This window comes from Pseudomonas sp. SORT22 (assembly GCF_018417635.1).
In the GTDB taxonomy this organism is placed as follows: Bacteria; Pseudomonadota; Gammaproteobacteria; order Pseudomonadales; family Pseudomonadaceae; genus Aquipseudomonas.
Map to the genome: position 1 here is coordinate 1,450,888 of NZ_CP071007.1, position 26,885 is coordinate 1,477,772.

At 63.1% G+C, this 26,885-nt stretch carries 28 protein-coding genes; 12 read left to right on the forward strand and 16 right to left on the reverse strand.

Annotation, left to right across the window (positions count from 1 at the left end; translation table 11 throughout):
* Nucleotides 1-72 precede the first annotated feature (72 nt).
* The 5 genes from JYG36_RS06815 to JYG36_RS06835 all read right to left on the reverse strand — a co-directional run bounded on the left by JYG36_RS06815 (nt 73) and on the right by JYG36_RS06835 (nt 4,348).
* Complete coding sequence (locus tag JYG36_RS06815) at nt 73-2,514, reverse strand: penicillin acylase family protein (protein ID WP_213603446.1); 2,442 nt, start codon at nt 2,512-2,514, stop codon at nt 73-75.
* A gap of 176 nt (nt 2,515-2,690) precedes the next feature.
* A complete protein-coding gene (locus JYG36_RS06820) occupies nt 2,691-2,891 on the reverse strand; it encodes an SEC-C metal-binding domain-containing protein (RefSeq protein ID WP_010221064.1) in 201 nt (66 codons plus the stop codon).
* Nucleotides 2,892-2,897: 6 nt separating this feature from the next.
* Nucleotides 2,898-3,368, reverse strand: coding sequence for an LEA/WHy family protein (locus JYG36_RS06825; RefSeq protein WP_093380165.1), 471 nt, complete (start codon nt 3,366-3,368; stop codon nt 2,898-2,900).
* Nucleotides 3,369-3,372: 4 nt separating this feature from the next.
* On the reverse strand, nt 3,373-3,849 hold the full coding sequence (locus JYG36_RS06830) for a YchJ family protein (RefSeq protein ID WP_093380168.1): 477 nt from the start codon (nt 3,847-3,849) through the stop codon (nt 3,373-3,375).
* 4 nt (nt 3,850-3,853) lie between these two features.
* The gene (locus JYG36_RS06835; protein ID WP_093380171.1) at nt 3,854-4,348 is read right to left on the reverse strand and encodes a DUF6231 family protein; all 495 of its coding nucleotides are present in this window, start codon (nt 4,346-4,348) and stop codon (nt 3,854-3,856) included.
* A 160-nt stretch (nt 4,349-4,508) separates the two neighbouring features.
* Between JYG36_RS06835 and JYG36_RS06840 the strand changes: the two genes are divergently transcribed.
* The 4 genes from JYG36_RS06840 to JYG36_RS06855 all read left to right on the forward strand — a co-directional run bounded on the left by JYG36_RS06840 (nt 4,509) and on the right by JYG36_RS06855 (nt 7,147).
* Nucleotides 4,509-5,201, forward strand: a complete 693-nt coding sequence (locus tag JYG36_RS06840; RefSeq protein ID WP_045197785.1) for a PA1041 family peptidoglycan-binding anchor lipoprotein — start codon at nt 4,509-4,511, stop codon at nt 5,199-5,201.
* Between the two features lie 90 nt (nt 5,202-5,291).
* Entirely contained in the window at nt 5,292-6,011 is a 720-nt protein-coding gene (locus JYG36_RS06845) for a PA1041 family peptidoglycan-binding anchor lipoprotein (protein WP_093380174.1), read from the forward strand.
* 109 nt (nt 6,012-6,120) lie between these two features.
* Nucleotides 6,121-6,396 (forward strand): DUF1145 domain-containing protein, encoded by a 276-nt coding sequence (locus tag JYG36_RS06850; protein ID WP_045197789.1) that lies wholly within the window; start codon nt 6,121-6,123, stop codon nt 6,394-6,396.
* The gene (locus JYG36_RS06855) at nt 6,389-7,147 is read left to right on the forward strand and encodes a collagen-like protein (protein WP_213603447.1); all 759 of its coding nucleotides are present in this window, start codon (nt 6,389-6,391) and stop codon (nt 7,145-7,147) included. Before JYG36_RS06850 ends, JYG36_RS06855 begins: the two co-directional genes overlap by 8 nt.
* Nucleotides 7,148-7,217: 70 nt before the next feature.
* Here JYG36_RS06855 and JYG36_RS06860 read toward each other — a convergent pair whose 3' ends face one another.
* Nucleotides 7,218-7,676 carry a CopD family protein gene (locus JYG36_RS06860; RefSeq protein WP_213603449.1) on the reverse strand — a complete coding sequence of 153 codons (459 nt, stop codon included), beginning with the start codon at nt 7,674-7,676 and terminating at the stop codon, nt 7,218-7,220.
* Between the two features lie 96 nt (nt 7,677-7,772).
* Between JYG36_RS06860 and dinG the strand changes: the two genes are divergently transcribed.
* The 5 genes from dinG (at nt 7,773) to pdxH (ending at nt 15,255) form a co-directional block, all read left to right on the forward strand.
* Entirely contained in the window at nt 7,773-9,917 is a 2,145-nt protein-coding gene (gene dinG, locus JYG36_RS06865) for an ATP-dependent DNA helicase DinG (protein WP_045197794.1), read from the forward strand.
* 80 nt (nt 9,918-9,997) lie between these two features.
* Nucleotides 9,998-12,256, forward strand: coding sequence for a beta-galactosidase (locus tag JYG36_RS06870; RefSeq protein ID WP_093380183.1), 2,259 nt, complete (start codon nt 9,998-10,000; stop codon nt 12,254-12,256).
* Between the two features lie 107 nt (nt 12,257-12,363).
* Nucleotides 12,364-13,509 carry a serine hydrolase domain-containing protein gene (locus JYG36_RS06875; protein WP_213603451.1) on the forward strand — a complete coding sequence of 382 codons (1,146 nt, stop codon included), beginning with the start codon at nt 12,364-12,366 and terminating at the stop codon, nt 13,507-13,509.
* 99 nt (nt 13,510-13,608) lie between these two features.
* Complete coding sequence (locus tag JYG36_RS06880) at nt 13,609-14,589, forward strand: OmpA family protein (RefSeq protein ID WP_045197802.1); 981 nt, start codon at nt 13,609-13,611, stop codon at nt 14,587-14,589.
* A gap of 18 nt (nt 14,590-14,607) precedes the next feature.
* Nucleotides 14,608-15,255 (forward strand): pyridoxamine 5'-phosphate oxidase, encoded by a 648-nt coding sequence (pdxH, locus tag JYG36_RS06885; RefSeq protein ID WP_045197804.1) that lies wholly within the window; start codon nt 14,608-14,610, stop codon nt 15,253-15,255.
* Here pdxH and JYG36_RS06890 read toward each other — a convergent pair.
* A complete protein-coding gene (locus JYG36_RS06890; protein ID WP_038999159.1) occupies nt 15,252-15,488 on the reverse strand; it encodes a hypothetical protein in 237 nt (78 codons plus the stop codon). The genes pdxH and JYG36_RS06890 overlap by 4 nt on opposite strands.
* Before the next feature lie 148 nt (nt 15,489-15,636).
* Here JYG36_RS06890 and JYG36_RS06895 point away from each other — a divergent pair, with 148 nt between their 5' ends.
* Nucleotides 15,637-16,101 (forward strand): outer membrane lipoprotein, encoded by a 465-nt coding sequence (locus JYG36_RS06895; RefSeq protein WP_010221079.1) that lies wholly within the window; start codon nt 15,637-15,639, stop codon nt 16,099-16,101.
* A 67-nt stretch (nt 16,102-16,168) separates the two neighbouring features.
* Here JYG36_RS06895 and nhaA read toward each other — a convergent pair whose 3' ends face one another.
* Complete coding sequence (nhaA, locus tag JYG36_RS06900) at nt 16,169-17,350, reverse strand: Na+/H+ antiporter NhaA (protein ID WP_093380192.1); 1,182 nt, start codon at nt 17,348-17,350, stop codon at nt 16,169-16,171.
* A 223-nt stretch (nt 17,351-17,573) separates the two neighbouring features.
* Here nhaA and JYG36_RS06905 point away from each other — a divergent pair, with 223 nt between their 5' ends.
* On the forward strand, nt 17,574-18,668 hold the full coding sequence (locus JYG36_RS06905; protein WP_045197810.1) for a PLP-dependent cysteine synthase family protein: 1,095 nt from the start codon (nt 17,574-17,576) through the stop codon (nt 18,666-18,668).
* Between the two features lie 62 nt (nt 18,669-18,730).
* Here JYG36_RS06905 and JYG36_RS06910 read toward each other — a convergent pair whose 3' ends face one another.
* The 3 genes from JYG36_RS06910 to JYG36_RS06920 form a co-directional block, all read right to left on the reverse strand.
* Nucleotides 18,731-20,344 carry an NAD(P)/FAD-dependent oxidoreductase gene (locus JYG36_RS06910; RefSeq protein ID WP_045197811.1) on the reverse strand — a complete coding sequence of 538 codons (1,614 nt, stop codon included), beginning with the start codon at nt 20,342-20,344 and terminating at the stop codon, nt 18,731-18,733.
* A 106-nt stretch (nt 20,345-20,450) separates the two neighbouring features.
* The gene (locus JYG36_RS06915) at nt 20,451-21,125 is read right to left on the reverse strand and encodes a COG3650 family protein (protein WP_045197813.1); all 675 of its coding nucleotides are present in this window, start codon (nt 21,123-21,125) and stop codon (nt 20,451-20,453) included.
* A 70-nt stretch (nt 21,126-21,195) separates the two neighbouring features.
* Nucleotides 21,196-21,795, reverse strand: a complete 600-nt coding sequence (locus JYG36_RS06920) for a short chain dehydrogenase (protein WP_045197815.1) — start codon at nt 21,793-21,795, stop codon at nt 21,196-21,198.
* A gap of 107 nt (nt 21,796-21,902) precedes the next feature.
* Here JYG36_RS06920 and JYG36_RS06925 point away from each other — a divergent pair, with 107 nt between their 5' ends.
* Nucleotides 21,903-22,811, forward strand: a complete 909-nt coding sequence (locus tag JYG36_RS06925; RefSeq protein ID WP_093380195.1) for a LysR family transcriptional regulator — start codon at nt 21,903-21,905, stop codon at nt 22,809-22,811.
* A 3-nt stretch (nt 22,812-22,814) separates the two neighbouring features.
* Here JYG36_RS06925 and JYG36_RS06930 read toward each other — a convergent pair whose 3' ends face one another.
* The 5 genes from JYG36_RS06930 to livH all read right to left on the reverse strand — a co-directional run bounded on the left by JYG36_RS06930 (nt 22,815) and on the right by livH (nt 26,839).
* On the reverse strand, nt 22,815-23,051 hold the full coding sequence (locus JYG36_RS06930; protein WP_213603453.1) for a hypothetical protein: 237 nt from the start codon (nt 23,049-23,051) through the stop codon (nt 22,815-22,817).
* A 145-nt stretch (nt 23,052-23,196) separates the two neighbouring features.
* Complete coding sequence (locus JYG36_RS06935; protein WP_045197821.1) at nt 23,197-23,898, reverse strand: ABC transporter ATP-binding protein; 702 nt, start codon at nt 23,896-23,898, stop codon at nt 23,197-23,199.
* Nucleotides 23,899-24,666, reverse strand: a complete 768-nt coding sequence (livG, locus tag JYG36_RS06940; RefSeq protein ID WP_045197823.1) for a high-affinity branched-chain amino acid ABC transporter ATP-binding protein LivG — start codon at nt 24,664-24,666, stop codon at nt 23,899-23,901.
* A complete protein-coding gene (locus JYG36_RS06945; protein ID WP_045197825.1) occupies nt 24,663-25,919 on the reverse strand; it encodes a high-affinity branched-chain amino acid ABC transporter permease LivM in 1,257 nt (418 codons plus the stop codon). The genes livG and JYG36_RS06945 overlap by 4 nt, the downstream gene beginning before the upstream one ends.
* The gene (livH, locus tag JYG36_RS06950) at nt 25,916-26,839 is read right to left on the reverse strand and encodes a high-affinity branched-chain amino acid ABC transporter permease LivH (RefSeq protein ID WP_028943524.1); all 924 of its coding nucleotides are present in this window, start codon (nt 26,837-26,839) and stop codon (nt 25,916-25,918) included. Before livH ends, JYG36_RS06945 begins: the two co-directional genes overlap by 4 nt.
* Nucleotides 26,840-26,885: the final 46 nt, after the last annotated feature.

Below are 26,885 nucleotides of genomic sequence, written 5' to 3' on the forward strand. Positions count from 1 at the left end.
TGTCGGCGGGGGCTGTTGATATGGATCAGCGCAGCCGGCATTGCACCGGCTGCGCGTGCGGATTGCGCGGTTTTACCTGTCCGGTACCAGGGTCAGGCGCTTGTTGCCGTAGGCGCGGTCGAAGTTTTGTGGTTGCAGCGGCAGGCTCATGTAGCGGCCCTTGAACCAGGCATCCAGGCCATCGGCAAAGTGCGGGCTGGCCGGGTTGCCGGACTGGCCGCTACTGCTTTGCAGTTGCAGCGGTTCAATCTGGCCGAAGTCCACCACCATGCGCAGCGACGGTGCCAGTTGTGCGTTGAAGTCCTTGCCCCAGGCGTAGGGCGCAAGGTTCAGGGTGCTGTGGTCGCCGCCCGTGGCCAGCGGGCCGCGACTGACCGCGTCACCCAGGCCATGAAAAGTCGGCGCCGGCCAGCGGTACTGGTGCAGTTTGCCCCATTGCCAGGCGCGCTGATTATTGCCCAGTTGCGCTTCGCCGGCAGTGATTGCTGCTGCCAGGCTGCGGGCGAGAATGGCCGGCTTGTCTTCTTTTTGCGCGGTGTTCTGATCGTCCCAGAACGGGCTGTCTTCGCGGCCGAGCAAGTGGTCGGCCTGGGCCGAGTACGACAGCCGGGCGTTACCGACAAAAGCCTGCCAGCTCGGGCTGGATTCAGGGCCGAGCTCGTCGAGGAAGGTCAGCTTGGCGCTTTCCTGCAGGAACAGTTGGTACAGGGCGGCATCTGCCGAGGTGGTGCTCAGTCGGCCGTCGAAGGCCATCAACCGGGTGTAGGCTTCGCGTGCCTTGGTCCGTTGCTCGGCAGGCAGGGCGTCGATTGCCTGCTTCAGCGGTTGGGCCATGCCGGGGGCTTGGAACATTTTCTTCAGCTTGTCGGCAAACAGCGTGGTCTGGTCGCTTTGCATCAGCATCAGGCTGCGGCTGTCGTGCTTGCCGTTGCCGGCCAGTTGCGCCAGGCGCTCGGCACGCTCGGGGTAGTACCAGCTGTTGGACAGCTGCATGCCATAGCCTTTGGGCACGCTGCGCTGGTTGGCATTGCCGATCCAGCCTTGGGGCGGGTCCTGGTCGTAGGGGTGGAGCATCGGGTCGGCGTAGCCGTCCCAGTCGTAGCGACCGTCCCAGCCCGGCGACGGCAGCAGGCCCTGGCCCTCGCGGCGGTTGGGGAAGCGCCCGCTGACCTGCCAGCCGATATTGCTGGCGTCGGCAAATACGAAGTTCAGCGCCGCAGCGCCAATCTCGCGGGTGTTGTCGAAGGCGCGCTCGACATTCTGCGCCCGCGACAGGTTGAAGAACGCATCCAGGCTCTGGTCGCCCTTGAGCTCGGGCATGCGCAGGGCCAGGCCCAGGCTGGCGTTCTGCGGCTGGCCGAGCAGGGTGCCGTGGCGGGTGTCGTACAGGGTTTCACGCAGCGGGCGCTGGCCCTTGATGAAGAAGGTTTCGTTGCGGGCCTGGGCTGGCAGCCATTTACCGTCGGCCTGGTACATCAGGCGGCTGCCTTCCTTGCGCAGTTTTTCCAGGAACAGGTCCTGGTTGTCGGCCATCACCGCGCTGGCGCTCCAGGCCAGCTTGCCGTTGTAGCCTGAAAGCACCAGCGGCAGGCCGGCGATGGATACGCCAGCGGCCTGGTACTTGGGCGAACGGATCTGCACCGGGCTCATCGCCCAGGCACCAAGGGTATCGCTGGCCATCAGGCTCTTGCCGCTGCGGCTGCGCTGCGGGGCAATCGCCCAGTTGCTCGAGCCGGCGCTGCCGAGCAGGTTGAGTGCGGCCAGTTGCTCGCTGACTGCGGTCAACGGTGCCAGGCCCGCGAGCTGGCTGTTCAGGTTCAGGCCTTTGAGCTTGTCGGTTTCGCTCAGCGCCAGCGGTTCGTCAGGGTAGCTTGGCAGCAGCCAGGCCAGTTTGTCGGTACCGACTTTTTGCGCCAGGCCCAGGGCTGCGAGTTCTTCCTGCAGGTTGACCGACTGGCTGAAGTTGTACAGGCAGAAGATCAGCGCCGAGTCCTCGGGCTTCCAGTATTCCGGACGGTAGCCGCTTTGCGCCAATGGTGCCGGCAGCTTGTCGCGGTAGCGGAACATATAAGCGTTGACGCCACGGGCATACACCTCGAAGAAACGCTTGAGGCGTGGCGAGGCATCGGCATACAGCTGGTTGGCGCTGGCCTTGAGGTTGGCCGCGCGCATCAGGCGGTCGACTTCCAGCACGTCGGCACCGGCCATTTCCGCCAGCCGGCCTTGAGCCAGCAGGCGCATGCCAACCATCTGCCCGATGCGGTCACCGGCGTGGATATAGCCCAGGGCGAACAGCGCGTCGTGGAAGTTGTTCGATTCGATCAGCGGCATGCCCAGGGCGTTGCGGCGCACCGACACATTTTGTGCCAGGCCTTTGAGCGGTTGCACGCCCGTGGCAGGCAGCACGCTGTCGCGCTGGCCGGCCATCTGGCAGCCACCCAGGCTGAGCAGCCCGAGCATCGCAGCGGCTACGCCGAACCGGGGGGTAAAAGGGGGAAGGGCTGGCGCGGCCATGATCAGGCTCCTGCAGGGCGTGGCGGTAAAAGGCGCTACGTTAGTGAGCGCGATCACACCATGCAAGCGGGGCGCAGCCTTTATTTTCACCAGCTGACGAGGCGTCGGGCCGGCAGGGGAGCTAGCGGTCGCGCCGGCGTACTGCGCAAGCGCCGACCACTAGCAAAAGGCCGCGATCAGGCGCCGTGGCACTTCTTGAACTTCTTGCTGCTGCCGCATGGGCACGGATCGTTGCGGCCGACGTCCTTCAGGGCGTTGCGCACCGGCTCCTGGTGGCCGTGGTTGCAGTGCGGGCCGTGTACATGGCCATGGTCATGGTCGTGATGATCATGATCGTGGTTGCAGTCAGGGCCATGGACATGGGGTTGCTGGGTCATCTTGGGTTACTCCGGAATAAGATCGCCGGGAATTATCTCACCACTGCGCGACAAGTGCAGGTCGCGGGCGAAGAATAATCCGCTGCTCATCTCACCTTCCAGGCGATAGCGCAGTGGGCCTTCGCTGCCTTTGAGCAGTTTGGCCAGGGGTTTGACCTGCTGCCAGAGGTTGGTGCGCACCGGGATCTTGAAGATGCGCCGCGCGTGCGGGCCGACACTGCGCCACAGGCTGGCCTCGCCTTCGGTCAACGGCAGGTCGTTGATCAGCACCTTGTAGCCCAGGTAACGGATGAACAGGCGGCTGTCGTTGGGGTTGTCGACCTGGACATGCAGTACGAATTCCTGCTGCAGCAGGCGCATCTTCAGCGGTTCAACCTTGAGCAGATGCACCTGTGGGTCCTGGTAGTCGCTGTCCAGCCAGCTGGCGCAGCCCGCCAGTTGCAGGAGCAGAACGCTGATCAGCAGCAGGCGGGCCATCAGCTCAGCTACCCAGGTAACTGGAGCAGCACTTCTTGAACTTCTGCCCGCTTTCGCATGGGCAGGGATCGTTGCGCGTGACCTTGAGGCCGACGGTCGGGTCAATGAAGTACCAGCGGCCGTGGTTCTGCACGAAGGCCGAGCGTTCGCGATGGCAATGCTCGCCATCGCTGTCGTGCCAGCGAGCGGTAAAGGTGACAAAGGCATGTTCGGGCTTGCCGCCGAACACCTCGGCGCCTTCGACTTCAAGGCCCAGCCAGGTGCTCTGCTGGCTCCAGTTGCGGATCGCCTCGCGGTCGAGCCCGGCTTGCTGCGCTGGCAGGGTGGTGGTCACCAGATAGTCGACCAGCCCCAGCACGTAGGCGCTGTAGCGCGAACGCATCAGGGTCTGCGCGTCGGGGGCGGGGAGCCCAGCGTGATAATGCCCGCAGCAGGTATCGAGCAGATCGCCGCTACCGCAAGGACAAACCGAGACACTCATTGCTTCACCACCAGTACTTGCCAAAATTTTCCGGGTTGGCCCAGAACTTGGCATTGAGCCAGTCCGGGACCTGTTTGTATTCACGTAGATCATAGGTGAACAGGTTCAAAACCTGCGCATCGCGTTGGAATTTTTCACTGGCTTGCAGGGCCAGGGCGAAGAAGTCGGTTTCTTGCCAATCGCAGGCGCTCAGGTCGGCCAGCACCGCCACGCGGCTGGCATTGAGGTTGCGGATGCCGCCGAGCAATTGCAGGCCATCGCGTTTGCTCAGGTGCTCGAGGCAATCGACCAGCAGCGCCAGGTCGAAGCGTTGCGCCGCAAGCTCGGCCGGCAGAGCGCCGGGGTTGGCCACGGCGATTTGCGCCTGCGGGTGCGCCTGGGCGAAAGCCTCCAGAGCCGGAAAGCGCTCACCTATCAATAGCAGGCGTTGTGGCGCATAGCGATCAAGCAGGGCGGCCAGGGCCTGTTGCGGGGTGCGCTGGGAAAAACCGTCCATCATCGGGAATCCTCGGTCAGATGGGGCAAGACTAACGGTCTGGCGCCACTTGGCATAGTGCCGCGGCGCCGCATCATGGCCTATTGCTGGCGGATATCAATGAGGCGGTCTTTACTCCCAGAGCATCGGTTTTGCACCGATTCCCCCTAGGAGATGCAACAAAATGAGCATAGTACGCACAGCATTACCTCTGGTTCTGCTAACCAGCGTGTTGACTGGTTGTGCAGGTTTGCAAAAAACCGACTGGCCGAAGTGTGCTGCCGTCGGGGGCGTAGGCGGCGCAGCCCTGGGCGCTATCGAGAGCTCCAGCTGGGCAGGCTGGGGCGCGCTGCTTGGCGCGGGCATGGCCGCCGGTTACTGCTGGGCCCACGGCGATGGCGACGAAGACGGCGATGGCGTGCCGGACAGCCGCGACAAGTGCCCGGGCACGCCACGTGGCGTGCAGGTCGATGCAAACGGATGCCCGCCGGAGCCTGTCGCCGTGGTCGAAGAAGTCGCCGTGGTCAAGGAAGAGGTCATTGTCATTCGCGATGTTCACTTCGAGTTCGATTCGGCCAAGCTGACCGCAACCGACAAGGAGCGCCTCAATACCATTGCCACGCGCCTGAAAAACGAAGCGGCGAGCGCGCGCTTGAGTGTCACTGGCCACACCGACAGCAAAGGCTCCGATGCCTATAACCAGAAACTCTCGGAGCGCCGCGCGCATTCGGTCACCGAATACCTGATCGAGAGCGGCGTGCCACGTGCCAGCTTCGTCTCGGTGCGCGGTGCCGGTGAGACCCAGCCGGTTGCCGACAACGCCACTGCCGATGGCCGGGCGCAGAACCGTCGTACGGAAATTCGCATCGAGCGCTGAAGCGCCAGCGGCCTGCGGCTTGAGAAGTACCGCAGGCCGGTCTTTACTCCTGTGTGACCGGTAGAGGCCGGTGACACAGGAGCAATTCTCATGAGTGTTCTCTTCAAGGCCACACTGCCGGTCCTTCTGGCCGCAAGCCTGCTCTCCGGTTGTGCGACCCACAGCGATGGCAGCGCCCCACTCAATCAAAGGACCTGGCCTATCTGCAGCCTGCTTGGCGGTCTGGTCGGTGGCGGTCTGGGTGCCATCGAAAGTTCCGCCTGGGCAGCCGGTGCCGGTGCTGCCGGCGCGATTGCCGGCGGCCTGATCTGTTATGCCCAGGACGGTGACGAGGATGAAGACGGCGTGTTCGACCGTCGCGACCTCTGCCCCGACACGCCGGCCAACACCCCGGTCAGCCATACCGGTTGCCCGCTGCCGCAATACCCAGCGAGCCAGAAAGCGCCGGAGCCTGCACCGACCTCGGAAGTGATTACCCTCAGCGACCAGGGCGCGGTGATGTTCGCCTTTGACTCGGCGCAGTTGACCAGCGCGGCCCAACAGCAGTTGCAGGCGCTGACCAGCAAGCTCAATGGCGCCAATGTAACCAGCGTCAAAGTCGTCGGCCATACCGACAGCCAGGGCTCGGACGCCTACAACCAGGCGCTGTCCGAACGGCGAGCCAGCAGTGTTGCCGAGTACCTGATCAGCCAGGGCCTGTCGCCCGCCAAGGTCACCAGCCAGGGCCAGGGTGAAAGCCAGCCGGTTGCCGATAACGACACTGATGCCGGGCGGGCGCAGAACCGCAGGGTGGAACTGCACCTTAATTGATCGGGCCACTGACACAAGGACTGGCACAAGGAGCGTGTCAGCCGTTACTGTTGCAGGCGATGCCAGCACCCCTGGCATCGCCACCGAAAAATAACAACGGGGGGCGCCTATGCAAGGGTTACTGGGGCTGGCCAAGGCCCTGACCGTGGTGTTCTGGTGGGTGGTACTGGTCAATTTGCTGATACCGCTGGAGCACCCCTTCCACCTGCTGATCAATGCCGCCGGTGCCGCCCTGCTTGGCCTGCACTTGCTGGAAGTATTGATGTTCAATGGTTGCCTGCGTGAGCGCAGCCATCGTTGGTTCGATCGCTTGCAGATCCTGCTGGTCGGTATTTTTCATGTTCTTTCAATTCCGGCACCCCGCAAGGAAGCTGCTAATGCGTAAATTGATCATTCTGGCTGCATTGTTCAGCCCTCTGGCCCTGGCCGACGCCATCAGCGTGGCGGCCCATTCGGTGCTGCGCCTGCCAAACAAGGCCAGCGTCGTGCATTTGCAGCGCCTGGAGGTTGCTGATTCCGCCACCCTGGTGCTGCCCGCCAGCCTGGTCGATCTCAGGATCGATGAGTTGCACCTGGGCCAGGAGGCGCGAATTGCCATCGTGCCGGCCGAAACCACCCTGCAGCTTGAAGTGCAACGGGCCAGCTTCGGCGAGGGCAGCCAGATCGTTGCCCATGGTGCCCCGGGCACTTACGAAAAAGCGGCAAAGGCCGGGCGCAACCTGGAATTGCAACTGCATGAGCTCAAAGCCTCGACCCTGGCCATTGATGCCCGTGGCGGCGCCGGTGCGCCGGGTTATGTCGGCCTTGATGGCGCCAATGGCAAGCCGGGGGGCTGCACCTGGGGCCAGGCCAGCCGCGGCGCCAATGGCGACAACGGTGGCAATGGCCATGACGGCGCGCCGGGTGGCCGGGTGCGGCTGGCGTTGCCGGCAGGTTTTCCTGCTGAGCGCATCGTGGTCCAGCTTGATGGCGGTGCGCCAGGCGTGGCGGGTGCAGCCGGCAAGCCGGGGGCCGGTGGCGCAAGCAAGGGCTGCCTGGTGTACAGCACTGCGGGTGGTGCGGCAGGCAAACCTGGGGCTGCGGGTCAGCCGGGAGCGGCGGGTGCAGTTGGAGAGTTGATCTTGCAGCGCCTGTAAAAGCACGCGCCGGCCCCTGTTGGAGCCGGCTTTGCCGGCGACGGGCTGCAAAGCAGCCCCTTGACCTGGTTCACCACAGCACCCCACCCGACAACACCACCGCAATCCCCAGCACCAGGTTAAGCCCGACCATCCGCCGAATCCTCGCCATCACCGCCGCACCCGCCGGCCAGTCCTCAGCCTGCACCGCCTGGCGCAGTTCCGGGTACAGCAACGACTGGACACGAAAGAACACGGCAAACATCGCAATTGCACCGCCGATCATCACCTGGACATGCCGTGGCGTGGTCTCGAAGCTGGCAAAACGGGTGTTGACCATTAACATGCCGCTGATCGCCAGCACCGCGATTGCGATCCATACCCAGCCAAAAAAACGCTGAAACACTTCTACCCACAGGCGTAGGCGAGCGGGGCCTTCCAGGGCTGCAACCGCCGCCGGGCGCAGGATCAGCCAGGCAAAGAACATCCCCCCGACCCACACCAGGGCGGCCAGAACATGCAGGCTGTAAGACAGGGCAAAGACGGGCATGGGGATCTCCATTCGGCGCAAAGGGCAATAGCGGGGTATGATAGCGACCCAATCGAAACACTGAAAATTTATCCAGCCCTTCGGGCGCCCGACACCATGATCAGCAACGAACTCAAAACCACGATTCAGGGCGCCTATTCGCGTTTTCTCGAAGCCAAGAGCCTCAAGCCGCGCTACGGCCAGCGTCTGATGATTGCCGAAGTGGCCAAGGTGCTCGGCGATATCGACTGTGACGACGAAGGCCGGCGCGTCGGTGAACCAGCGGTGGTCGCGGTCGAGGCCGGCACCGGTACTGGCAAGACAGTGGCCTACAGCCTGGCCTCGATTCCGGCGGCCAAGGCGGCCGGCAAGCGCCTGGTGATCGCCACCGCCACGGTTGCCCTGCAGGAGCAGATCGTCTTCAAGGACCTGCCCGACCTGATGCGCAACAGCGGCCTCAATTTCAGCTTCGCCCTGGCCAAGGGCCGTGGCCGCTACTTGTGCCTGTCGAAACTCGACGTGCTGCTGCAGGAAGGCCAGGCGCAATCGGCCACTGCCCAGCTGTTCGAGGAAGAAGGCTTCCGGATCGAGGTCGACGAGGCCAGCCAGAAGCTCTTTACCAGCATGATCGAAAAGCTCGCCGGCAACCGCTGGGATGGCGATCGTGACAGCTGGCCCCAGGCTCTGGAAGACCAGGACTGGGCGCGCCTGACCACCGACCACAGCCAGTGCACCGGGCGCCATTGCCCGAACTTCGGCCAGTGCACCTTCTACAAGGCCCGCGAAGGCATGGGCAAGGTCGATGTAATCGTCACCAACCACGACATGGTTCTCGCCGACCTGGCCCTGGGCGGCGGCGCCGTGCTGCCGGACCCGCGCGACACCATCTATGTATTCGACGAAGGCCACCACCTGCCCGACAAGGCCATCGGCCATTTCGCCCATTACACCCGTTTGCGCTCGACTGCCGACTGGCTCGAGCAAACCGCCAAGAACCTGACCAAGCTGCTGGCCCAGCATCCGCTGCCGGGCGACCTGGGCAAATTTATCGAGCAGGTGCCGGAGCTGGCCCGTGAGATCAAGGCCCAGCAGCAGTTCATGTTCAGCGCCTGCGAGCAGGTTGCCGATTTCCGCCCGGGCGAAGACATGGAAGGCCGTGAGCGGCCTCGTCATCGTTTCGAAGGCGGCGTGGTGCCTGAGCACATGCGCGAGATGGGCATCGAGCTGAAAAAGGGCTTTTCGCGCCTCAGCGACCTGTTCACCCGCCTGACCGAGCTGCTCAAGGAAGGCATGGATGGCGAGGTCAATATCGGCATCGCCAGCCATCAGGCCGAGGAGTGGTACCCGCTGTTCGGCAGCCTGCTGATGCGCGCCCAGGGCAACTGGGAGTTGTGGACCGCCTTCACCGCCGAAGACCCGGAAGACAGCCCGCCCATGGCCCGCTGGCTGACCCTGGCCGAAAGCGGCGCGTTGTTCGATATCGAGGTCAATGCCAGCCCGATCCTTGCCGCCGAAATGCTTCGGCGCAACCTGTGGAACGTCGCCCACGGCGCCCTGGTGACCTCGGCGACTCTGACGGCACTGGGCAAGTTCGATCGTTTTCGCATGCGTGCCGGGCTGCCCAAGACCGCCGTTACCAGTGTTGTGCCGAGCCCCTTCCACCACGTTGACGCCGGCGTGCTGCGGGTGCCAGACCTGCGTGCCGACCCGCGCGATGCCGCCGCCCACACCGCGGCGATCATCCGCGACCTGCCGGAGCTGGTGGAAGGCTCGCGCGGTTCGCTGGTGCTGTTTTCCTCGCGCAAGCAGATGCAGGACGTGTTCGATGGCCTGGACCGCGACTGGCGCAAGCAGGTGTTCATCCAGGGCAACCTGTCCAAGCAGGAAACTCTCAACAAGCACAAGGCGCGGGTCGATGGCGGTGATTCCAGCGTGCTGTTCGGCCTCGCCAGCTTCGCCGAAGGCGTCGACCTGCCGGGCGCATATTGCGAGCACGTGGTGATCGCCAAGATTCCTTTCGCCGTGCCGGATGACCCGGTCGAAGCCGCCCTGGCCGAATGGATCGAGGCCCGTGGCGGCAACCCGTTCATGGAGATCGCCGTGCCGGACGCCTCGTTGCGGCTGATCCAGGCCTGCGGGCGGCTGCTGCGCACCGAAGAGGACCGCGGCACCATCACCCTGCTTGACCGGCGGGTGGTCACCCAGCGCTACGGCAAGGCTATTCTCAATGCGTTGCCACCGTTTCGCCGGGAAATTTCCTGAAAACCCGGAGCGCAATGCTCCGGGCGTTGTCTATCACTCAGTTCAAGGCCCCATGGGCCCTCAAGGAGAGCTCCAGCCCTATGATTCGCCGTACCTTGCCTGCCGTATTCGCACTGTTGTTCAGCACGCCGCTGCTGGCTGGGCAACAGACGCTGTTCAGCTTCGTTCGCCCGGCCGCCGTGGTCAATGTGCTGACCGAAGATGCCAGCCTGCCGCAGTACAATGCAGAGCAGACGGCCGAGGGCGAGGTGCTGCGCCGCGTGGTGTTCAACCCGGTGGCGCAGCCCAAGCTGCGCCTGACTCCGCAGGCCGGGGCCTGGGACTGGTCCAGCGCCACGGCCCTGACCTTGCGTCTGCAAAGTGCCATGGACTGGGCGCTGACCGTCGATGTCACGGTGCTAAGCAGCGACGGCAAGACCCTCACCAGCCGCATCGACCTGCCGGCGGGCCCGGCGCAAACCGTCTATGTACCGCTCAAGGCCAGTTCGCCGCTGAGCCAGGGCATGCGCGCCGGGCCGCCGATGCCTTGGGTGCACGAGGGCCAGCGGGTACTGCTGACCAGCAGCGCTGGCGAGGTCGATCTCAAGCAGGTGGTGTCGGTGACCTTGTCGATGAACAAGCCCAACGTCGCCCAGAGCATCCTCATCGAGCGCGTCGGCACCCAGGATGACGAGCAACTGCAAAAGGCCGTGTACACCGGCCTGATCGACGGCTATGGCCAGTCGACCCGCGGTCGCTGGCCGGAAAAGATCGTCAGCGATGACCAGCTCAAGGCCGCCGCCGGCCGCGAACAGCTGCAGCTCAAAGGCTGGCTGAGCGAACGCAGCAAGCTCAAGCTCGACAAGTTCGGTGGCATCAGCGAAGGCCCGGCGTTCGAGGCCAAGGGCTTCTTTCGCACCGAGAAACGCGAAGGTCGCTGGTACCTGGTGACCCCCGAAGGCCATCCGTTCTATTCCCTGGGCGTCAACACCGTGGCAGCCGACGGTGGCCGCACCTATGTGGCAGGGCGCGAGAGCATGTTCAGCGCACTGCCGCAAGCAGGTGAGGCGCTGGCGCAGTTCTACGGTGAAGGCAACAACAACGACGGCAATGGCTCGGCCCGTGGTCGCAACTTCAACCAGGGGCGCTGGTTCGACTTCTATGCCGCCAACATCGAGCGCAGCCACTCCACCCCATGCACGCCGGTGGCGGCCAGTGACAAAGGCGCGGCGGTGGACTGTCCACCCGCCAGCTTCGACAAGCAGCGCTGGCAGGGCCACACCCTCGACCGCCTGCAAGCCTGGGGCTTCAATACCCTGGGCAACTGGAGCGAGCCGACGCTTGGCCAGGCCAATCGCATGCCGTACACCTTGCCGCTGTCGATCGTTGGTGACTACACCAGCATCAGCACCGGCATGGACTGGTGGGGCGGCATGCCTGACCCGTTCGACCCGCGCTTTGCCATGGCCACCGAGCGTGCGGTGGCGATTGCCGCCCGCGATCACCGCGACGACCCCTGGCTGATCGGCTACTTTGCCGACAACGAGCTGGCCTGGGCCGCCCCCGGTGACGATCCCAAGGCCCGCTACGCCCTGGCCTACGGCACCTTGCGCCTGACCACCGATGTACCGGCCAAGCGTGCCTTCCTCAAGCAGTTGCGCGACAAGTACCGCAACCAGGCCGGCCTGTCCAAGGCCTGGGGCATCGATCTGCCCGCTTGGGAGCTGATGGAAGACCCAGGGTTCGAACCGCCGCTGCCAAGCCCTGAGCACCCGGAAATCGAGGCCGACTTCAAATACTTCCAGAAAGTCTTCGCCGAAACCTATTTCAAGACCATTTCCGACTCGCTGAAGTGGCATGCGCCCAATCATCTGTTGCTTGGCGGCCGTTATGCCGTGAGCACCCCGGAAGCAGTCGGCGCCTGTGCCGAGTACTGCGACGTCATCAGCTTCAATTTCTACACGCCCAAACCGCAGGACGGCTACGACTTCAACCAGCTCAAGGCGCTGGACAAGCCGGTGCTGGTCTCCGAGTTCCAGTTCGGTTCCCGCGACCGTGGCCCGTTCTGGCCGGGGCCGATGGAGGTGGCCAAGGAAGAGGGCAGGGCGCCGGCCTATGCCAGCTTCATCAAGGCCGCGCTGGATGAACCGTCAATCGTCGGTGTGCACTGGTTCCAGTACCTCGACCAACCTGCCAGCGGGCGCCTGCTCGATGGCGAGAACGGCCATTTCGGCCTGGTCGGCATTACCGATGTACCGTTCCAGGGCTTTGTCGACGGCGTGCGCAGGAGCAATCTGCAAACCCAGGAACAGTTCGGTAAAACCCTGGTGACCCCGGAAAAAGCGCCGAAGACTCCCTGACACCTGCTGCCGGGCATGCACCGCCCGGCTTCTGTCTGTTCCCAAATCGTGCGCAGGCTGAAACAATGCACAGCCATTTGATAAGCCGGTTTCGCGGGAGTTGCTGGGTGCAGATTCAGGGTCATTACGAGCTTAAGTTTGAAGCGGTACGTGAAGCCTTTGCGGCGCTGTTCGACGATCCTCAGGAGCGTGGCGCGGCGCTGTGCATCCAGGTTGGCGGCGAAACCGTCATCGACCTCTGGGCCGGCAGCGCCGATAAAGACGGCGCCGAGGCCTGGCACAGCGATACCATTGCCAACCTGTTCTCCTGCACCAAGATGTTCACCGCCGTAACCGCCCTGCAGCTGGTCGGCGAAGGCAAGCTGGCCCTGGATGCGCCGGTGGCGCGGTACTGGCCGGAGTTCGCCCAGGCCGACAAGCAATCGATCACCTTGCGGCAACTGCTCAGCCATCGCGCCGGTGTGCCGGCCCTGCGTGAGCTGATGCCGGCCGAAGCCCTCTACGACTGGCACGCCATGGTCCAGGCACTGGCTGGCGAATCACCGTGGTGGACCCCGGGTACGGCCCACGGCTATGCGGCCATTACCTTTGGCTGGTTGATCGGCGAACTGATTCGCCGTGCCGATGGCCGCGAGCCAGGCGAATCGATCGTTGCCCGCACGGCCAGGCCGCTGGGCCTGGACTTTCATATCGGCCTTGGCGAAGAAGACTTCCCCCGCGTTGCGCATATCGCCCGCAGCAAAGGCAACATGGGCGACGAGGCGGCCCAGCGCCTGCTCCAGGTCACCCTGCGCGAGCCGCAAGCCCTGTCGACCCGGGCCTTTACCAACCCGCCGGGGATGCTTACCAGCGTCAACAAACCCGAGTGGCGGCGCATGCAGCAACCGGCGGCCAACGGCCACGGCAACGCCCGCAGCCTCGCCGGTTTCTACGCAGGCCTGCTCGATGGCGGTTTGCTGGAGTCGGAGCTGCTCGATGAGCTGACCCGCGAGCACAGCCTTGGCCAGGATCGGACTTTGCTGACCTCGACCCGTTTCGGTCTTGGCTGCATGCTTGACCAGCCGAGCGTCGCCAACGCGACCTTTGGTCTGGGCGCGCGCGCCTTCGGTCACCCGGGGGCGGGCGGTTCGGTGGGCTTTGCCGATCCGGAACACGATGTTTCCTTTGGTTTTGTTACCAATACCCTGGGCCCTTACGTGCTCATGGACCCTCGGGCGCAGAAGCTGGTGCGGGTATTGGCCAGCTGCCTTTGATCGGTTAACCCCCATGGGGCCTGAACCCTTTGGCTATTCTGAATTCCAAAGCCCTGCATTGCTGGGCCAAATTTCTTTCATTTTCATGGTGTATCGCTGATGTCTTCGCATAAATCCTTAGCTCTCGCCCTGTGCCTGGCCGTGACCGGCTGCGCGCAGCATCCTCAGAAAGATGGCGCCGCAGATGCCGGCTTCAACTGGTGGCCGTTTGGCTCGGACCAGGTCGTCGACAAGGAAGTTAAGGAAGTGGTCACCGAAAAAGTCGCCAAGGCCGACGCCAAGTCGGAAAGCGCCAGCCGCTGGTGGTGGCCGTTTGGTGACGACGCCAAGGGCAAGACCGCTGCCGTACCGAAAATCGACCACAAGGCCACCCAGGCCTGGCTCGACAGCTACGAGCCAAAGCTGCGCGAAGCGATCAAGGACAGCAAGTTCGAAGTCGAGCGCCGTGAAGACGTATTGGTCGTGACCGTGCCGGTCGACAGCTCCTACAACCCGGATCGCCCAGCGATGCTGCTGCCGGTCACCCTCGGCCCGATCACTCGCGTAGCCAAAGCCGTCGAGGCCGACAAGCAGACTGCCGTGCTGGTCCTGGGGCATGCCGACACCAGCGGTGTTGCCGCCGCCAACACCAAACTCAGCCAGGAGCGCGCCGGTTCCGTGGCGGCGATCTTCCGCCTCAGCGGCCTGGAGCGAGATCGCCTGATGCTGCGCGGCATGGGCTCGCAAATGCCGCGTGCAGCCAACGACAGCGTTGAAGGCCGTGCCTTGAACCGTCGCGTTGAACTGGTACTCACCCCGCAGAACACTATGGTTGCCCTGCTGGCCAAGTACAAGCAGCCAACCCCGAGCCCGGCCGAACTGGTTGCCGTACAGGATGCCAAGGCTCCGGCCAAGGCTGCTGCGAAACCGGCTGCCAAGCCTGCAGCCAAGGCCCCAGCGAAAAAGGCCACTGTGGCCAAGAAAGCCGCGCCGGCCAAGGCCGCTGCCAAGAAGCCTGCCGCCAAGCCTGCGGCGAAGAAGGCGGCGGCACCGGCGGCGAAAAAAGTCGCCGCCAACACCAGCCCTGCGAAGACCAACTGATCGTCAAGGAACGCAGTAATGACCCAGTCCCTGGCCGATATGCGCCGCGATTACACCCGCGATGGCCTGACCGAAGCCCAGGCTCCGGCGCAGCCGTTCGCGTTGTTTCGTCAATGGTTCGATGATGCCCTGAACACCGAGCAGCCACCGGTGGAAGCCAACGCCATGACCCTGGCGACGGTGGATAGCGAAGGCCGCCCGCATTGCCGGATCGTCCTGCTCAAGGGCCTGGACGAGGAGGGTTTTACCTTCTTCACCAACTACGACAGCGCCAAGGGCCAGCAGCTGCTGGCCAACCCGTTCGCGGCCATGACCTTCTTCTGGCCGGCGCTGGAGCGTCAGGTGCGTATTGAGGGCCGGGTGGTCAAGGTCAGCCCGCAAGAATCGGACGAGTATTACCAGGTGCGCCCGCTGGGCAGCCGCCTGGGCGCCTGGGCCTCACCGCAGAGCCGGGTGATCGCCAACCGCGCCGAGCTCGAGGGCCTGGTCAAGGCCACCGAACAGCGCTTTAGCGACAACCAGCCACACTGCCCGGAGCACTGGGGTGGCTACCGCCTGCTACCCGAGCGCATCGAGTTCTGGCAGGGCCGCGCCAGCCGCCTGCACGACCGCCTCAACTATCGCTTGCAGCAAGGTAACTGGCTGCGTGAGCGCCTCGCGCCTTAATCGGCCTGGTAACCGGCGGCCTCGCGTTCCAGCCAGGCCGCCAGTTCACTGCGTTTGACCTTTTGCGCCTTGGCGCTGTCCAGACGTTGTAGCATGAAGGCTTTCTTGCCTTCGTCCTGGCCTGCCAGCGACAAGGCCAGGTCACGGTCCATCCAGCGCTTGATGCGAACGTAGATCCACCAGTGGAAGTACAAGCCTGCCACGGTGGTTATGACGACGATGAAGTAATCCATGTCTATCCTTGCGCTAGAAGTTTCTACAGGCTGCCCCGATAGCAACAGGCTGTACGGAAGCTGAATGGAAGCAATTTTACCCCGCATGTGTCGTGACAGTCGTCAATGCGCGGAGTCTAATGAGCATCTGTCTTACGGAGATCATCCAATGCGTAAATCTGTTCTGCTGGTGGCAAGCTTCACCACAATGTCGCTGCTGCTTGGTGGTTGTGCCTCGAGCCTGACCGGCGATTCGTACTCCCGTGATGAAGCGCGCCGTGTGCAGACCGTGCGCATGGGCACCATCGAGTCCCTGCGGCCGGTAAAAATCGAAGGGACCAAGACCCCGATCGGCGGCGGCGCCGGTGCCATCGTCGGCGGCGTCGCCGGCAGTGCGGTAGGTGGTGGCCGCGGCAGTATCGTTGCCGCCGTGATCGGCGCCGTGGCCGGTGGCCTGGCAGGCTCCGCCGCCGAAGAAGGCCTGACCCGCACCCAAGGCGTGGAAATCACCGTGCGTGAAGATGACGGCAGCATGCGTGCCTACGTGCAGGCCGTGCAGCAGAACGAGATCTTCCGCGTCGGCGAGCGTGTGCGGATCATGACCGTCGACGGCACCAGTCGCGTCACTCACTGAGTTTTGCACCACCCATTAAAAACCCCGACTCGGCAAAGCCGGTCGGGGTTTTTTATTGCCTTGAGACTCAGGCCGTGACGGGCTTGCGACTCGACAGCGCGGTGATGCCATAGCCGATCAGCGCGGCCAGAATGGAGCCGGTGAGAATGCCCATGCGGTCCATGCCGGCGTATTCGCTGCTACCCGGCACGAAGGCCAGGGAGCCGACAAACAGGCTCATGGTGAAGCCGATGCCGCAGAGAATCGCCACACCCAGCACCTGGCCCCAGTTGGCACCCGCCGGCAAGGCGGCCATGCCTGCCTTGATCATCACCCAGGCGAAGCCGAACACGCCGAGGGTCTTGCCCACCAGCAAACCTACGGCAATGCCCATCGGCACGTGATGGGTGAAGCTTTCGAGGCTGACCCCGGCCAGTGACACACCGGCGTTGGCGAAGGCGAACAGCGGCAGGATGCCATAGGCAACCCAGGGGTGCAGGGCATGCTCCAGGCTCAGCAGCGGCGAAGGCTCGGCGTTCTTGGTGCGCAGCGGAATGCACAGCGCCAGGGTGACACCGGCCAGGGTGGCGTGCACACCGCTCTTGAGCACGCAGACCCAGAGGATCAGGCCGACCACCATGTACGGGCCAAGCTTGACCACGCCCATGCGGTTCATCGCGATCAGTACCAGCAGGCAAGCTGCCGCCAGGCCCAGCGACAGGCTCGACAGGGTACCCGAGTAGAACAGGGCGATAACGATGATCGCCCCCAGGTCGTCGATGATCGCCAGGGTCATCAGGAACAGCTTGAGTGAAACCGGTACGCGCTTGCCGAGCAAGGCCAGCACGCCAAGAGCGAAGGCGATGTCGGTGGCCATGGGGATTGCCCAGCCAGCCACGGCAGCCGGGTTGTCCTTGTTGAGGAACCAGTAGATCAGCGCCGGTACCACCATGCCGCCGATAGCGGCTGCGCCGGGCAAGACGATCTGCGAAGGCTTGGACAGATGCCCGTCGACCACCTCGCGCTTGACCTCCAGGCCAATCAGCAGAAAGAACAGGGCCATCAGCCCGTCGTTGATCCATAACAACAGGGGCTTGGCGATTTTCAGCGCGCCAATCTGGGCGACTACGGGAACATCCAGCAAGCCGTTGTACAGGTACGACAAGGGCGAGTTGTTGATGATCAAGGCCAGGGCAGCTGCAGCAATCAGTAATAGACCGCTGGCAGCTTCCAACTGAAAGAAACGAGTGAAAGTGCTACGCAGGGGCAAGGGCGCTCTCCATCCTGAAGGTTCTGATAGGGGCACACCCTACCCTGTGGTGATATTCTTTAAAACAAAAACTATATTCTTTTTTGTTATAAGCTGTAACCAACTCACGCCATGCAGCCTAGCAGTTGCAGTCGATAATTCACCGTGGCTGTATCTGTAGCAATTATCAGAATTTTCCTAACATGTTCTGCTGAACTTCGAACTTTTTGCCCGAGAATCGACTATGACCGATCACCGCCAGTGGGCCCGTGAAGCCATCCGCATCATCGAAGCGGACTTCCAGCGCAGCGCCGATACCCACCTGATCCCGCTGCCGCTGCCTGGGTTTCCTGAGGTCGAGCTGTATTTCAAGGATGAGTCGAGCCACCCCACCGGCAGCCTCAAGCACCGGCTCGCGCGTTCGTTGTTTCTTTATGCCCTGTGTAACGGCTGGTTGCGTCCGGGCGCGCCGGTGATCGAGGCGTCGAGCGGCTCGACGGCGATTTCCGAAGCCTACTTTGCGCGCTTGCTTGGGCTGCCCTTCATTGCCGTGGTACCGGCCAGTACCTCGCAGGAAAAGATCGCCCAGATCGCCTTCTATGGTGGCCAGAGCCACCTGGTGCAGGATCCGACGCAGATCTACGCCGAGTCCGAGCGTCTGGCCCGGGAAAGCGGCGGACACTTCATGGACCAGTTCACCTATGCCGAGCGCGCTACCGACTGGCGGGCGAACAACAACATCGCCGAGTCGATCTTTGCCCAGATGCGCTTCGAGCAATTCCCCGAACCGAGCTGGCTGATTTCCAGCCCCGGTACCGGTGGCACTACCGCGACCCTGGGCCGTTACGTGCGTTATCGCCAGCACGCCACCCGAGTGTTGTGCGCCGATGCCGAGCGCTCGGTATTTTTCGACTGCTACAAGACCGGTGACCGCTCGCTGCGCCTGGACTGCGGTTCGCGCATCGAAGGCATCGGCCGGCCGCGGGTCGAGGCGTCATTCCTGGCGCAGGTGATTGACGCCATGGTCAAGGTGCCGGACGCCCTGTCACTGGCGGCCATGCATTACCTGGCCCAGCGCCTGGGTCGGCGGGTCGGCGGCTCCAGCGGCACCAACCTGATCGGCGCCCTGGCGGCGGCGCAACACATGCGCGCGGCGGGGGAGGCCGGCTCGATCGTGGCGATCCTCTGCGACGGCGGCGATCGCTACGCCACTACCTACTATGACCAGGACTGGTTGAGCGGGCAGGGGTATCAGCTGGAGGGGATGATCGCGGCGGTGACGGCGTGTGTCGAGCGCGGTGAGGCGTTGCCGGAGTCGGTGTTGCGCGAGGGCGTTTGAAGGCGGGGCTGCTTTGCAGCCCATCGCCGGCAACGCCGGCGATGGCTTTGTTGCGATATGAATCAGGCCTGCAGACCGAGCATGCTGCGCGCCACCGCTTCCGCAATGCGAATCCCGTCGACACCTGCCGAAAGGATCCCGCCGGCATAACCAGCACCTTCACCCGCCGGGAACAGGCCCTTGAGGTTCAGGCTCTGCATGCTGGCATCACGGGTGATGCGCAGCGGCGATGAGGTGCGGGTTTCGATCCCGGTCAACACCGCGTCTGGCAGGTTGTAGCCCTTGATCTGCCGATCGAAGGCTGGCAATGCTTCGCGAATGGCTTCGATGGCAAAATCCGGCAGGCTTGGCGCCAGGTCGCCGAGGTTCACCCCCGGTTTGTAGGACGGCTCGACACTGCCGATGGCGGTGGACGGCCGCCCGGCAACGAAGTCACCGACCAGCTGCGCAGGTGCCTGGTAGTTGCTGCCGCCCAGCACGTAAGCGTGGGCTTCGAGTTTTTCCTGCAGCTCGATACCGGCCAGCGGGCCACCCGGGTAGTCCTGCTCGGGGGTAATGCCGACAACAATACCGGAGTTGGCATTGCGCTCGTTACGCGAGTACTGGCTCATGCCGTTGGTGACTACCCGGCCCGGCTCGCTGGTAGCGGCAACCACGGTGCCGCCCGGGCACATGCAGAAGCTGTAGACCGAACGGCCGTTCTTGGCGTGGTACACCAGCTTGTAATCGGCTGCACCGAGTTTCGGGTGGCCGGCATACTTGCCCAGGCGCGCCTGGTCGATCAGCGATTGCGGGTGCTCGATCCGAAAACCGATGGAGAACGGCTTGGCTTCCATGAACACGCCACGGGCGTGCAGCATGCGGAAGGTGTCACGGGCACTGTGGCCCAGGGCCAGGACGACGTGGCGCGAGTGCAGCTGTTCGCCACTTTCCAGGACTACGCCATTGAGCTGGCCGTCGTCCATCAACAGGTCGGTGACCTTCTGTTCGAAGCGTACTTCGCCGCCCAGCGCCTGAATTTCCTGACGCATGTTTTCGACCATGCCGGTCAGGCGGAAGGTACCGATGTGCGGCTTGCTGACGTAGAGGATCTCGTCCGGTGCACCGGCTCTGACGAACTCGTGCAATACCTTGCGGCCGTGGTGCTGCGGGTCCTTGATCTGGCTGTACAGCTTGCCGTCGGAGAAGGTCCCGGCGCCGCCTTCGCCGAACTGCACGTTCGACTCGGGATTGAGCACGCTTTTGCGCCACAGGCCCCAGGTGTCCTTGGTGCGCTGGCGAACTTCCTTGCCGCGCTCGAGGATGATCGGCTTGAAGCCCATCTGCGCCAGCAGCAGGCCGGCGAAGATCCCGCACGGGCCGAAGCCGACCACAATGGGCCGCTCCTGCAGGTCGGCAGGTGCCTGGCCAACCACTTTGTAGCTGACATCGGGGGCGACGTTGACGTTGTGATCGTCGGCGAACTTTTGCAGCAGTTCGGCTTCGTTGCTCGCCTGCAGGTCGATGGTGTAGATGAACAGCAGCTCGCTGTTCTTCTTGCGCGCATCGTAGCTGCGCTTGAACAGGGTGAAGTCCAGCAGTTGCTCGTCGCTGATCCCAAGGCGTTGCACGATGGCCTCGCGCAGGGCTTCATCAGGATGATCCAGCGGCAGCTTCAGTTCGGTGATTCGTAACATGGCAGGGTCCAGTATCCCGGCCATGGACGGCCGGCGGCTTTACACAAACCGCCAAGTATAAGCTGTTCGCCGCCTTTGCAGGCAGGTTAAACGCAGGCGCCGATGATCAGTCGTTGCGTGAGCCACCGTAGTAGGCGCAGCCGCGCAGGGTCTGGCCGTCCACCCGTAGCTCGGCGATCAGATGCTGGACACTGCCGGTGGCGCTGTCGACGCAGCGTTGCGGAGCGACCCAGAGCTCGACTTTCTGGCCGTTGGCCTCGGTGTTGAGGCTGAAGCGCCCGTCGGGCAGCTGTTCTTCCAGGAAAGGGACCGCCAGTGTTGGCTGGCCGAGGCGTTCGAGGACCATGCCCTTGCCGCCGGCCTTGAGGTTCCAGTCCGGCTCGTGGCCACTGGCGCGCAGGGTCAGGCGCTTGAAGTTGGGGTCGCTGCAGGCGCTGCTGGAGTGTTCGATGCGGTACAGGCGTTGTACGTTCAACTGGCCGTCGTTGCCGGCCTTTGCGCTGGCCGACAAGGTACCGCGCACGTCGGCGAACAGGGTGCCGGGGGTGGCCGCCAGCGCGCTGGCTTCCTGCAGCAGGCCGGTGTTGCCGCTGTCGGTCACGGCAAAGCGGCGGGTCTCTTCACAGGGCTTGAACAGCAGCTGTCCGCCCTGGGCCGTCAGTTCGCCCTGCATGCGGGTCTGGCCGGCGGTAGAGGCGGCTTGCGGCTTTTCAGCCAGCATCTGGCAGCCGGCGAACAGCGGCAACAAGGCGACAAGCAACAGCGAAGGGGCGGCACGCATCAAGCAAACTCCAGCATCTCGAGCAAAAGGTGCCGCCACGTTACGCAGGCTGGTCGCCGATCACAAGGCCTTAGCCCACCTGGTAGGTCTGGCCGGTTTGCAAACCTTCGACGCTCTTGGCATAGGCCAGTGCCACGTCGGCGGCCGGAACGGGTTTGAAACCGCGAAAATATGGCGCATAGGCCGGCATGGCTTCGACCAGTACAGTGGGGCTGATGGTGTTGACCCGCAGGCCACGGGGCAATTCGATGGCGGCAGCCTTGACGAACGCATCGAGGGCGCCGTTAACCAGCGCGGCCGAGGCCCCGGTGCGAATCGGGTCGCGGTTGAGGATGCCGCTGGTAAAGGTGAACGAGCCGCCATCATTGATGAACTCGCGGCCGATCAGCAGCAGGTTGACCTGGCCCATGAGCTTGTCGTTCAGGCCCAGGGCGAAGTGCTCCGCGTTCATTTCATCGAGGGCGGCGAAGGTGACATTGCCGGCGGCGCAGACCAGGGCATCGAAGCGGCCGGTTTGCTCGAACAGGCGCCGGATCGAGGCGCTGTCGCTGATGTCCACCTGATAGTCGCCGCTGCTGCGGCCGATGCGCAGCACTTCATGACGTTGCTCCAGCTCTTTGGCAACCGCCGAACCGATGGTACCGCTGGCGCCGATCAACAGGATTTTCATTGAGCCATTCCTCGTAGGGTGTGTAGACAAGGCTCAAGTCTAGGGTGGATTTTTCTGTAGATAAGCGTGCTAATAGGCAACCTTTGGTTTTCATATGGAAACAATCCATGAGCGACCTCGATGATCTGGCGGCCTTTGCCGTGCTGATGGATGCCGGCAGCTTTACCTTGGCCGCACAACAACTGGGCTGGAGCAAGGGGCAACTGTCCAAGCGCATCAGCGCCCTTGAAGCCAGCCATTCGGTGAAGTTGCTGCACCGCACTACCCGGCGGCTGAGCCTGACCGCTGCCGGCGCCATGTTGCTGCCCCAGGCGCAGGCACTGGTGCGGCAAATGGAAGGGGCGCGGCAAACCCTGGCCATGCTCAAGGACGAATTGGCGGGACCGGTGCGTATCACCGTGCCGGTGTCGTTGGGCGAGACGTTTTTTGAAGGATTGCTGCTGGAGTTCGCCGCTCGCTACCCGGACCTGCAAGTGGAGCTTGAGCTCAATAACGGCTATCGCGACTTGCTGGGCGACGGCTTTGACCTGGCGATTCGCACCGATGTCCAGGATGACGCGCGACTGGTTGCCCGCCCGGTGCTGGCCATGCAGGAGCTGACCTGCGCCAGCCCGGCCTACTTGCAGCGCTATGGCGAACCGATGGTGCCGGGCGAACTGAGCAGCCATCGCTGCCTGCTCAACAGCCATTACAGCGGCCGTGAAGAGTGGTTGTATCACCAGCAGCACGAACTGTTGCGGGTGCAGGTGGCGGGCAGCTTTGCCAGCAATCATTACAGTTTGCTGAAGAAGGCGGCGCTGCTGGGCGCCGGGGTCGCCCGTCTGCCGTCGTACATGCTCCATGCAGAACTGGCTGACGGCCGCTTGCAGTGGTTGCTGCGCGACTATCAGACGCGCAGCGTGCCGTTGTTCCTGGTGCACCCCTATCAAGGCGGGATGCCGCAGCGGGTCCAGGTGCTGGCCGATTACCTGCTGGCCTGGTTCAGGCGCAGCAGCCAGGCCTTGCGGACCCTGTAGGGGTTACATCTTGTCGTCGTGCATTTCGTTTTTCATCATCTTGTCGTTCTTGTCCATCTTCATGTCGTTGCTCATGTCCATCTTCTTGTCGTCGGCCATTTTCTTGTCCATTTTCATGTCTTTCTCCATGCTTGCTTCCTTGCTCATTTTCATGTCGTCGGCGGCGTGGACAACAGGCAGGAAGGCCAGGCTCGAGCCCAGGGAGAGGATAAGTGCGGCGGCGCTGAGGGACTTGGTCATGATGAGGCTCCAGTAGTAAGGGGAGGTTAGAGCCAGCGCTTCTGGCCCACCTGCAGCACTAGAGTCCGGTGCCCTGGAGGCGTTACAGCAGGCAAGAAAAAAGGCCCGAAGGCCTTTTTTCATTTGTGGCATAAAGCGTCTGGCATCAACCGCCCAGGTAGGCGTCGCGGACTTTCGGGTCGGTCAGCAGCGCTTCACCGGTGCCTTCCATCACCACCCGGCCGTTTTCCAGCACATAGGCACGGTCGGCGACTTTCAGCGCCTGGTTGGCGTTCTGTTCGACCAGGAACACCGTCACGCCATCACGGCGCAGTTGTTCGATGATGTCGAAGATCTGCTGGATGATGATCGGTGCCAGGCCCAGCGATGGCTCGTCGAGCAGCAGCAGCTTGGGTTTGCTCATCAGCGCCCGGCCGATGGCGAGCATCTGCTGCTCGCCGCCGGACATGGTGCCGCCACGCTGGCTGAAGCGCTCCTTCAGGCGCGGGAACAGTTGCAGGACCTTGTCCATCTGCTCCTGGTAATCGCCCTTGTCGGTGAAGAAACCGCCCATGGCCAGGTTTTCTTCCACGGTCAGGCGGGCGAACACGCGGCGGCCTTCAGGGACCACAGCGATGCTCTTGCGCATGATGTGCGAGGACGGCTGGCCGACCAGCTCTTCACCCAGGTAGCGGATGCTGCCGCTGCTCGCTTGCGGCGAGCCGCAGAGGGTCATCAGCAGGGTCGATTTGCCGGCACCGTTGGCACCGATCAGGGTGACGATCTCGCCCTGGCGGATCTCGACGTTGACGCTGTGCAGTGCCTGGATCTTGCCGTAGAAGGTGGAAACGTTTTCGAACTGCAGCATTTACGCTTCCCCCAGGTAGGCTTTGATCACTTCAGGGTTGTCGCGGATCTGTTCCGGCGTACCGTCGGCCAGGGGCGTGCCCTGGTTGATCACCACGATGTGGTCGGAGATGCTCATGACCAGTTTCATGTCGTGCTCGATCAGCAGCACGGTGACGTTGTGCTCTTCACGCAGCACGCTGATCAGCGCCTTGAGGTCTTCGGTCTCTTTCGGGTTGAGGCCGGCCGCCGGTTCGTCGAGCATGATGATCCGTGGACGGGTCATCATGCAGCGGGCGATTTCCAGGCGCCGTTGCTGGCCGTAGGCAAGCGTACCGGCGGGGCGGTTGGCGAACTCGAGCAGGTCGACCTTCTCCAGCCAGTACCGTGCGTACTCTTTTGCTTCGAGCTCGCTGCGGCGGAAGGACGGGGTCTTGAGCAGGCCGGCAAAGAAGTTGGTGTTCAGGTGCCGGTGCTGGGCGATCAGCAGGTTTTCCAGGGCGGTCATCTCTTTGAACAGACGCACGTTCTGGAAGGTCCGCACCACACCCTTGCGGGCGATCTGATGGCCGGCCAGGCCCTGGATCGGCTGGCCGTCGAGCAGGATGCTGCCGGCGCTCGGCTTGTAGAAACCGGTCAGGCAATTGAACACCGTGGTCTTGCCGGCGCCGTTCGGGCCGATCAACGCAACTACCTGTTTTTCCTTGACGGTCAGGGCCACGCCGTTGACCGCCAACAAGCCGCCGAAGCGCATGCTCAGGCCGCTGACTTGCAGAATTTCGCGGCTCATCGACGCAGCTCCATATGTGGACGTTGCATAGGCAGCAGGCCTTGCGGACGCCAGATCATCATCAACACCATCAGCGCACCGAACATCAACATGCGGTATTCGCTGAATTCACGCATCAGCTCAGGCAGCAGGATCATCACGATGGCCGCAAGGATCACGCCCAGTTGCGAGCCCATGCCGCCGAGCACGACGATGGCGAGGATGATGGCCGATTCGATGAAGGTGAACGACTCCGGTGTCACCAGACCCTGGCGTGCGGCGAAGAAGCTGCCGGCGAAACCGGCGAAGCAGGCACCCAGGGTGAACGCCGAGAGCTTGATGATGGTCGGGTTCAGGCCCAGTGCGCGACAGGCGATTTCATCTTCACGCAGGGCTTCCCAGGCGCGACCGATCGGCATGCGCAGCAGGCGGTTGATCACGAACAGCGCCAGCAACGCCAGCAGCAGCGCCACCAGGTAGAGGAAGATCACCTTGTTGATCGAGTTGTACTGCAGGCCGAAGAACTCGTGGAAGGTCTGCATGCCCTCGGCGGCCTTGCGTTCGAAGGTCAGGCCGAAGAAGGTTGGTTTCTCGATGTTGCTGATCCCGTTGGGGCCGCCGGTAAGACCGGTGAGGTTTCGCAGGAACAGGCGGATGATTTCACCGAAACCCAGGGTCACGATGGCCAGGTAGTCACCGCGCAGACGCAATACCGGGAAGCCGAGCAGGAAGCCGAAGGTCGCCGCCATCAGGCCGGCAATCGGCAGGCAGATCCAGAAGCTCAGGCCGTAGTAGTGCGACAGCAGGGCGTAGCTGTAGGCGCCGACGGCATAGAAGCCGACGTAACCCAGGTCGAGCAGGCCAGCCAGGCCGACCACGATGTTCAGGCCAAGGCCCAGCAACACGTAGATCAGGATCAGGGTGGCGATGTCGACCGCGCCGCGTGAGCCGAAGAACGGCCACACCAGTGCAACCATGATCAGGCCGATGATGATCCAGCGCTGGGTCTTGGGCAGGGTCAGGAAGTTGCTCATGGCCGGCGAGATCAACTTACGGCCCGAACGGCGGCTGGTTGCCGCGCTCCATTGCTTGTCGAACAGCACGCGCAAGAACATCAGCACCGAACACACGGCGATGACCGTGAGGGTGAAAGGCCCTTGGCTGTGAACGATCAGGTTGATGCCGTCGATGCTGAGTTTCAGGCCCAGCACCGGGAAGGCGACAGCCCAGACCAGCAAGGCGCTGAAGAACGCCTGTTTAAGATTTTTGTTCATACTTTTTCAACCTCCGGACGGCCGAGGATGCCGGTCGGACGGAACAACAGCACCAGAACCAACAGGCCGAATGCCACGACGTCCTTGTACTGGTCACCGAAGATATCGGCGCCAAAGGCTTCAGCCACCCCCAGCACCAGCCCGCCGAGCATGGCGCCCGGAATGCTGCCGATGCCGCCCAGCACAGCCGCGGTAAAGGCCTTCAGGCCCACCAGGAAACCGGCGTTGGGGTTGATCACCCCGTACTGCATGCTCAGCAGCACGGCCGCCACGGCCGCCAGGGCGGCACCGATGACGAAGGTCAGGGCGATGATGTTGTTGGTGTTGATGCCAAGCAGGTTGGCCATCTTGATGTCTTCGGCGCAGGCCCGGCAGGCCCGGCCCAGACGCGAGCGGGAGATGAACAGGGTCAAACCGGTCATGGCCACCAGGGTGACTACGAAAACCAGGATCTGCATGTAGGAGATCAGCACTTCCTCTGCGCCGCCCGGGCCGAAGGAGATACTCCCAGGGATCAGGTTGGGGATGGACTTGTCCTTGGAGTCCTGGGATAGCAATACGGTGTTTTGCAGGAAAATCGACATACCGATGGCAGAAATCAGCGGGATCAACCGGTTGCTGTTACGCAACGGACGGTAGGCGACCCGTTCGATACTGTAGCCATAGGCACTGGTAACGAAGATCGTGGCGACGAAGGCGACGGTCATCAATATCGGCAGTGAATCGATCCCCATCATGGCCAGGCCCGCAAGGGCGATGAAGGCCACGTAGGAACCGATCATGTACACCTCGCCATGGGCGAAGTTGATCATTCCAATGATGCCGTAAACCATTGTGTAGCCAATGGCTATCAAGGCATAGGTGCTGCCAATGGTCAGGCCATTAACCAGCTGTTGGAAGAAGTGATAGATCTCAGGCATTACAGCGCTCCTAAAAACCTGATACGCATTTCACTGGTGGGGATGC

Coding starts and splice junctions, on each gene's coding strand:
- JYG36_RS06815 (WP_213603446.1), bottom strand. CDS start 2,514: ATGGCCGCGCCAGCCCTTCCCCCTTTTACCCCCCGGTTCGGCGTAGCC.
- JYG36_RS06820 (WP_010221064.1), bottom strand. CDS start 2,891: ATGACCCAGCAACCCCATGTCCATGGCCCTGACTGCAACCACGATCAT.
- JYG36_RS06825 (WP_093380165.1), bottom strand. CDS start 3,368: ATGGCCCGCCTGCTGCTGATCAGCGTTCTGCTCCTGCAACTGGCGGGC.
- JYG36_RS06830 (WP_093380168.1), bottom strand. CDS start 3,849: ATGAGTGTCTCGGTTTGTCCTTGCGGTAGCGGCGATCTGCTCGATACC.
- JYG36_RS06835 (WP_093380171.1), bottom strand. CDS start 4,348: ATGATGGACGGTTTTTCCCAGCGCACCCCGCAACAGGCCCTGGCCGCC.
- JYG36_RS06840 (WP_045197785.1), top strand. CDS start 4,509: ATGAGCATAGTACGCACAGCATTACCTCTGGTTCTGCTAACCAGCGTG.
- JYG36_RS06845 (WP_093380174.1), top strand. CDS start 5,292: ATGAGTGTTCTCTTCAAGGCCACACTGCCGGTCCTTCTGGCCGCAAGC.
- JYG36_RS06850 (WP_045197789.1), top strand. CDS start 6,121: ATGCAAGGGTTACTGGGGCTGGCCAAGGCCCTGACCGTGGTGTTCTGG.
- JYG36_RS06855 (WP_213603447.1), top strand. CDS start 6,389: ATGCGTAAATTGATCATTCTGGCTGCATTGTTCAGCCCTCTGGCCCTG.
- JYG36_RS06860 (WP_213603449.1), bottom strand. CDS start 7,676: ATGCCCGTCTTTGCCCTGTCTTACAGCCTGCATGTTCTGGCCGCCCTG.
- dinG (WP_045197794.1), top strand. CDS start 7,773: ATGATCAGCAACGAACTCAAAACCACGATTCAGGGCGCCTATTCGCGT.
- JYG36_RS06870 (WP_093380183.1), top strand. CDS start 9,998: ATGATTCGCCGTACCTTGCCTGCCGTATTCGCACTGTTGTTCAGCACG.
- JYG36_RS06880 (WP_045197802.1), top strand. CDS start 13,609: ATGTCTTCGCATAAATCCTTAGCTCTCGCCCTGTGCCTGGCCGTGACC.
- pdxH (WP_045197804.1), top strand. CDS start 14,608: ATGACCCAGTCCCTGGCCGATATGCGCCGCGATTACACCCGCGATGGC.
- JYG36_RS06890 (WP_038999159.1), bottom strand. CDS start 15,488: ATGGATTACTTCATCGTCGTCATAACCACCGTGGCAGGCTTGTACTTC.
- JYG36_RS06895 (WP_010221079.1), top strand. CDS start 15,637: ATGCGTAAATCTGTTCTGCTGGTGGCAAGCTTCACCACAATGTCGCTG.
- JYG36_RS06905 (WP_045197810.1), top strand. CDS start 17,574: ATGACCGATCACCGCCAGTGGGCCCGTGAAGCCATCCGCATCATCGAA.
- JYG36_RS06910 (WP_045197811.1), bottom strand. CDS start 20,344: ATGTTACGAATCACCGAACTGAAGCTGCCGCTGGATCATCCTGATGAA.
- JYG36_RS06915 (WP_045197813.1), bottom strand. CDS start 21,125: ATGCGTGCCGCCCCTTCGCTGTTGCTTGTCGCCTTGTTGCCGCTGTTC.
- JYG36_RS06920 (WP_045197815.1), bottom strand. CDS start 21,795: ATGAAAATCCTGTTGATCGGCGCCAGCGGTACCATCGGTTCGGCGGTT.
- JYG36_RS06925 (WP_093380195.1), top strand. CDS start 21,903: ATGAGCGACCTCGATGATCTGGCGGCCTTTGCCGTGCTGATGGATGCC.
- JYG36_RS06930 (WP_213603453.1), bottom strand. CDS start 23,051: ATGACCAAGTCCCTCAGCGCCGCCGCACTTATCCTCTCCCTGGGCTCG.
- JYG36_RS06935 (WP_045197821.1), bottom strand. CDS start 23,898: ATGCTGCAGTTCGAAAACGTTTCCACCTTCTACGGCAAGATCCAGGCA.
- livG (WP_045197823.1), bottom strand. CDS start 24,666: ATGAGCCGCGAAATTCTGCAAGTCAGCGGCCTGAGCATGCGCTTCGGC.
- JYG36_RS06945 (WP_045197825.1), bottom strand. CDS start 25,919: ATGAACAAAAATCTTAAACAGGCGTTCTTCAGCGCCTTGCTGGTCTGG.
- livH (WP_028943524.1), bottom strand. CDS start 26,839: ATGCCTGAGATCTATCACTTCTTCCAACAGCTGGTTAATGGCCTGACC.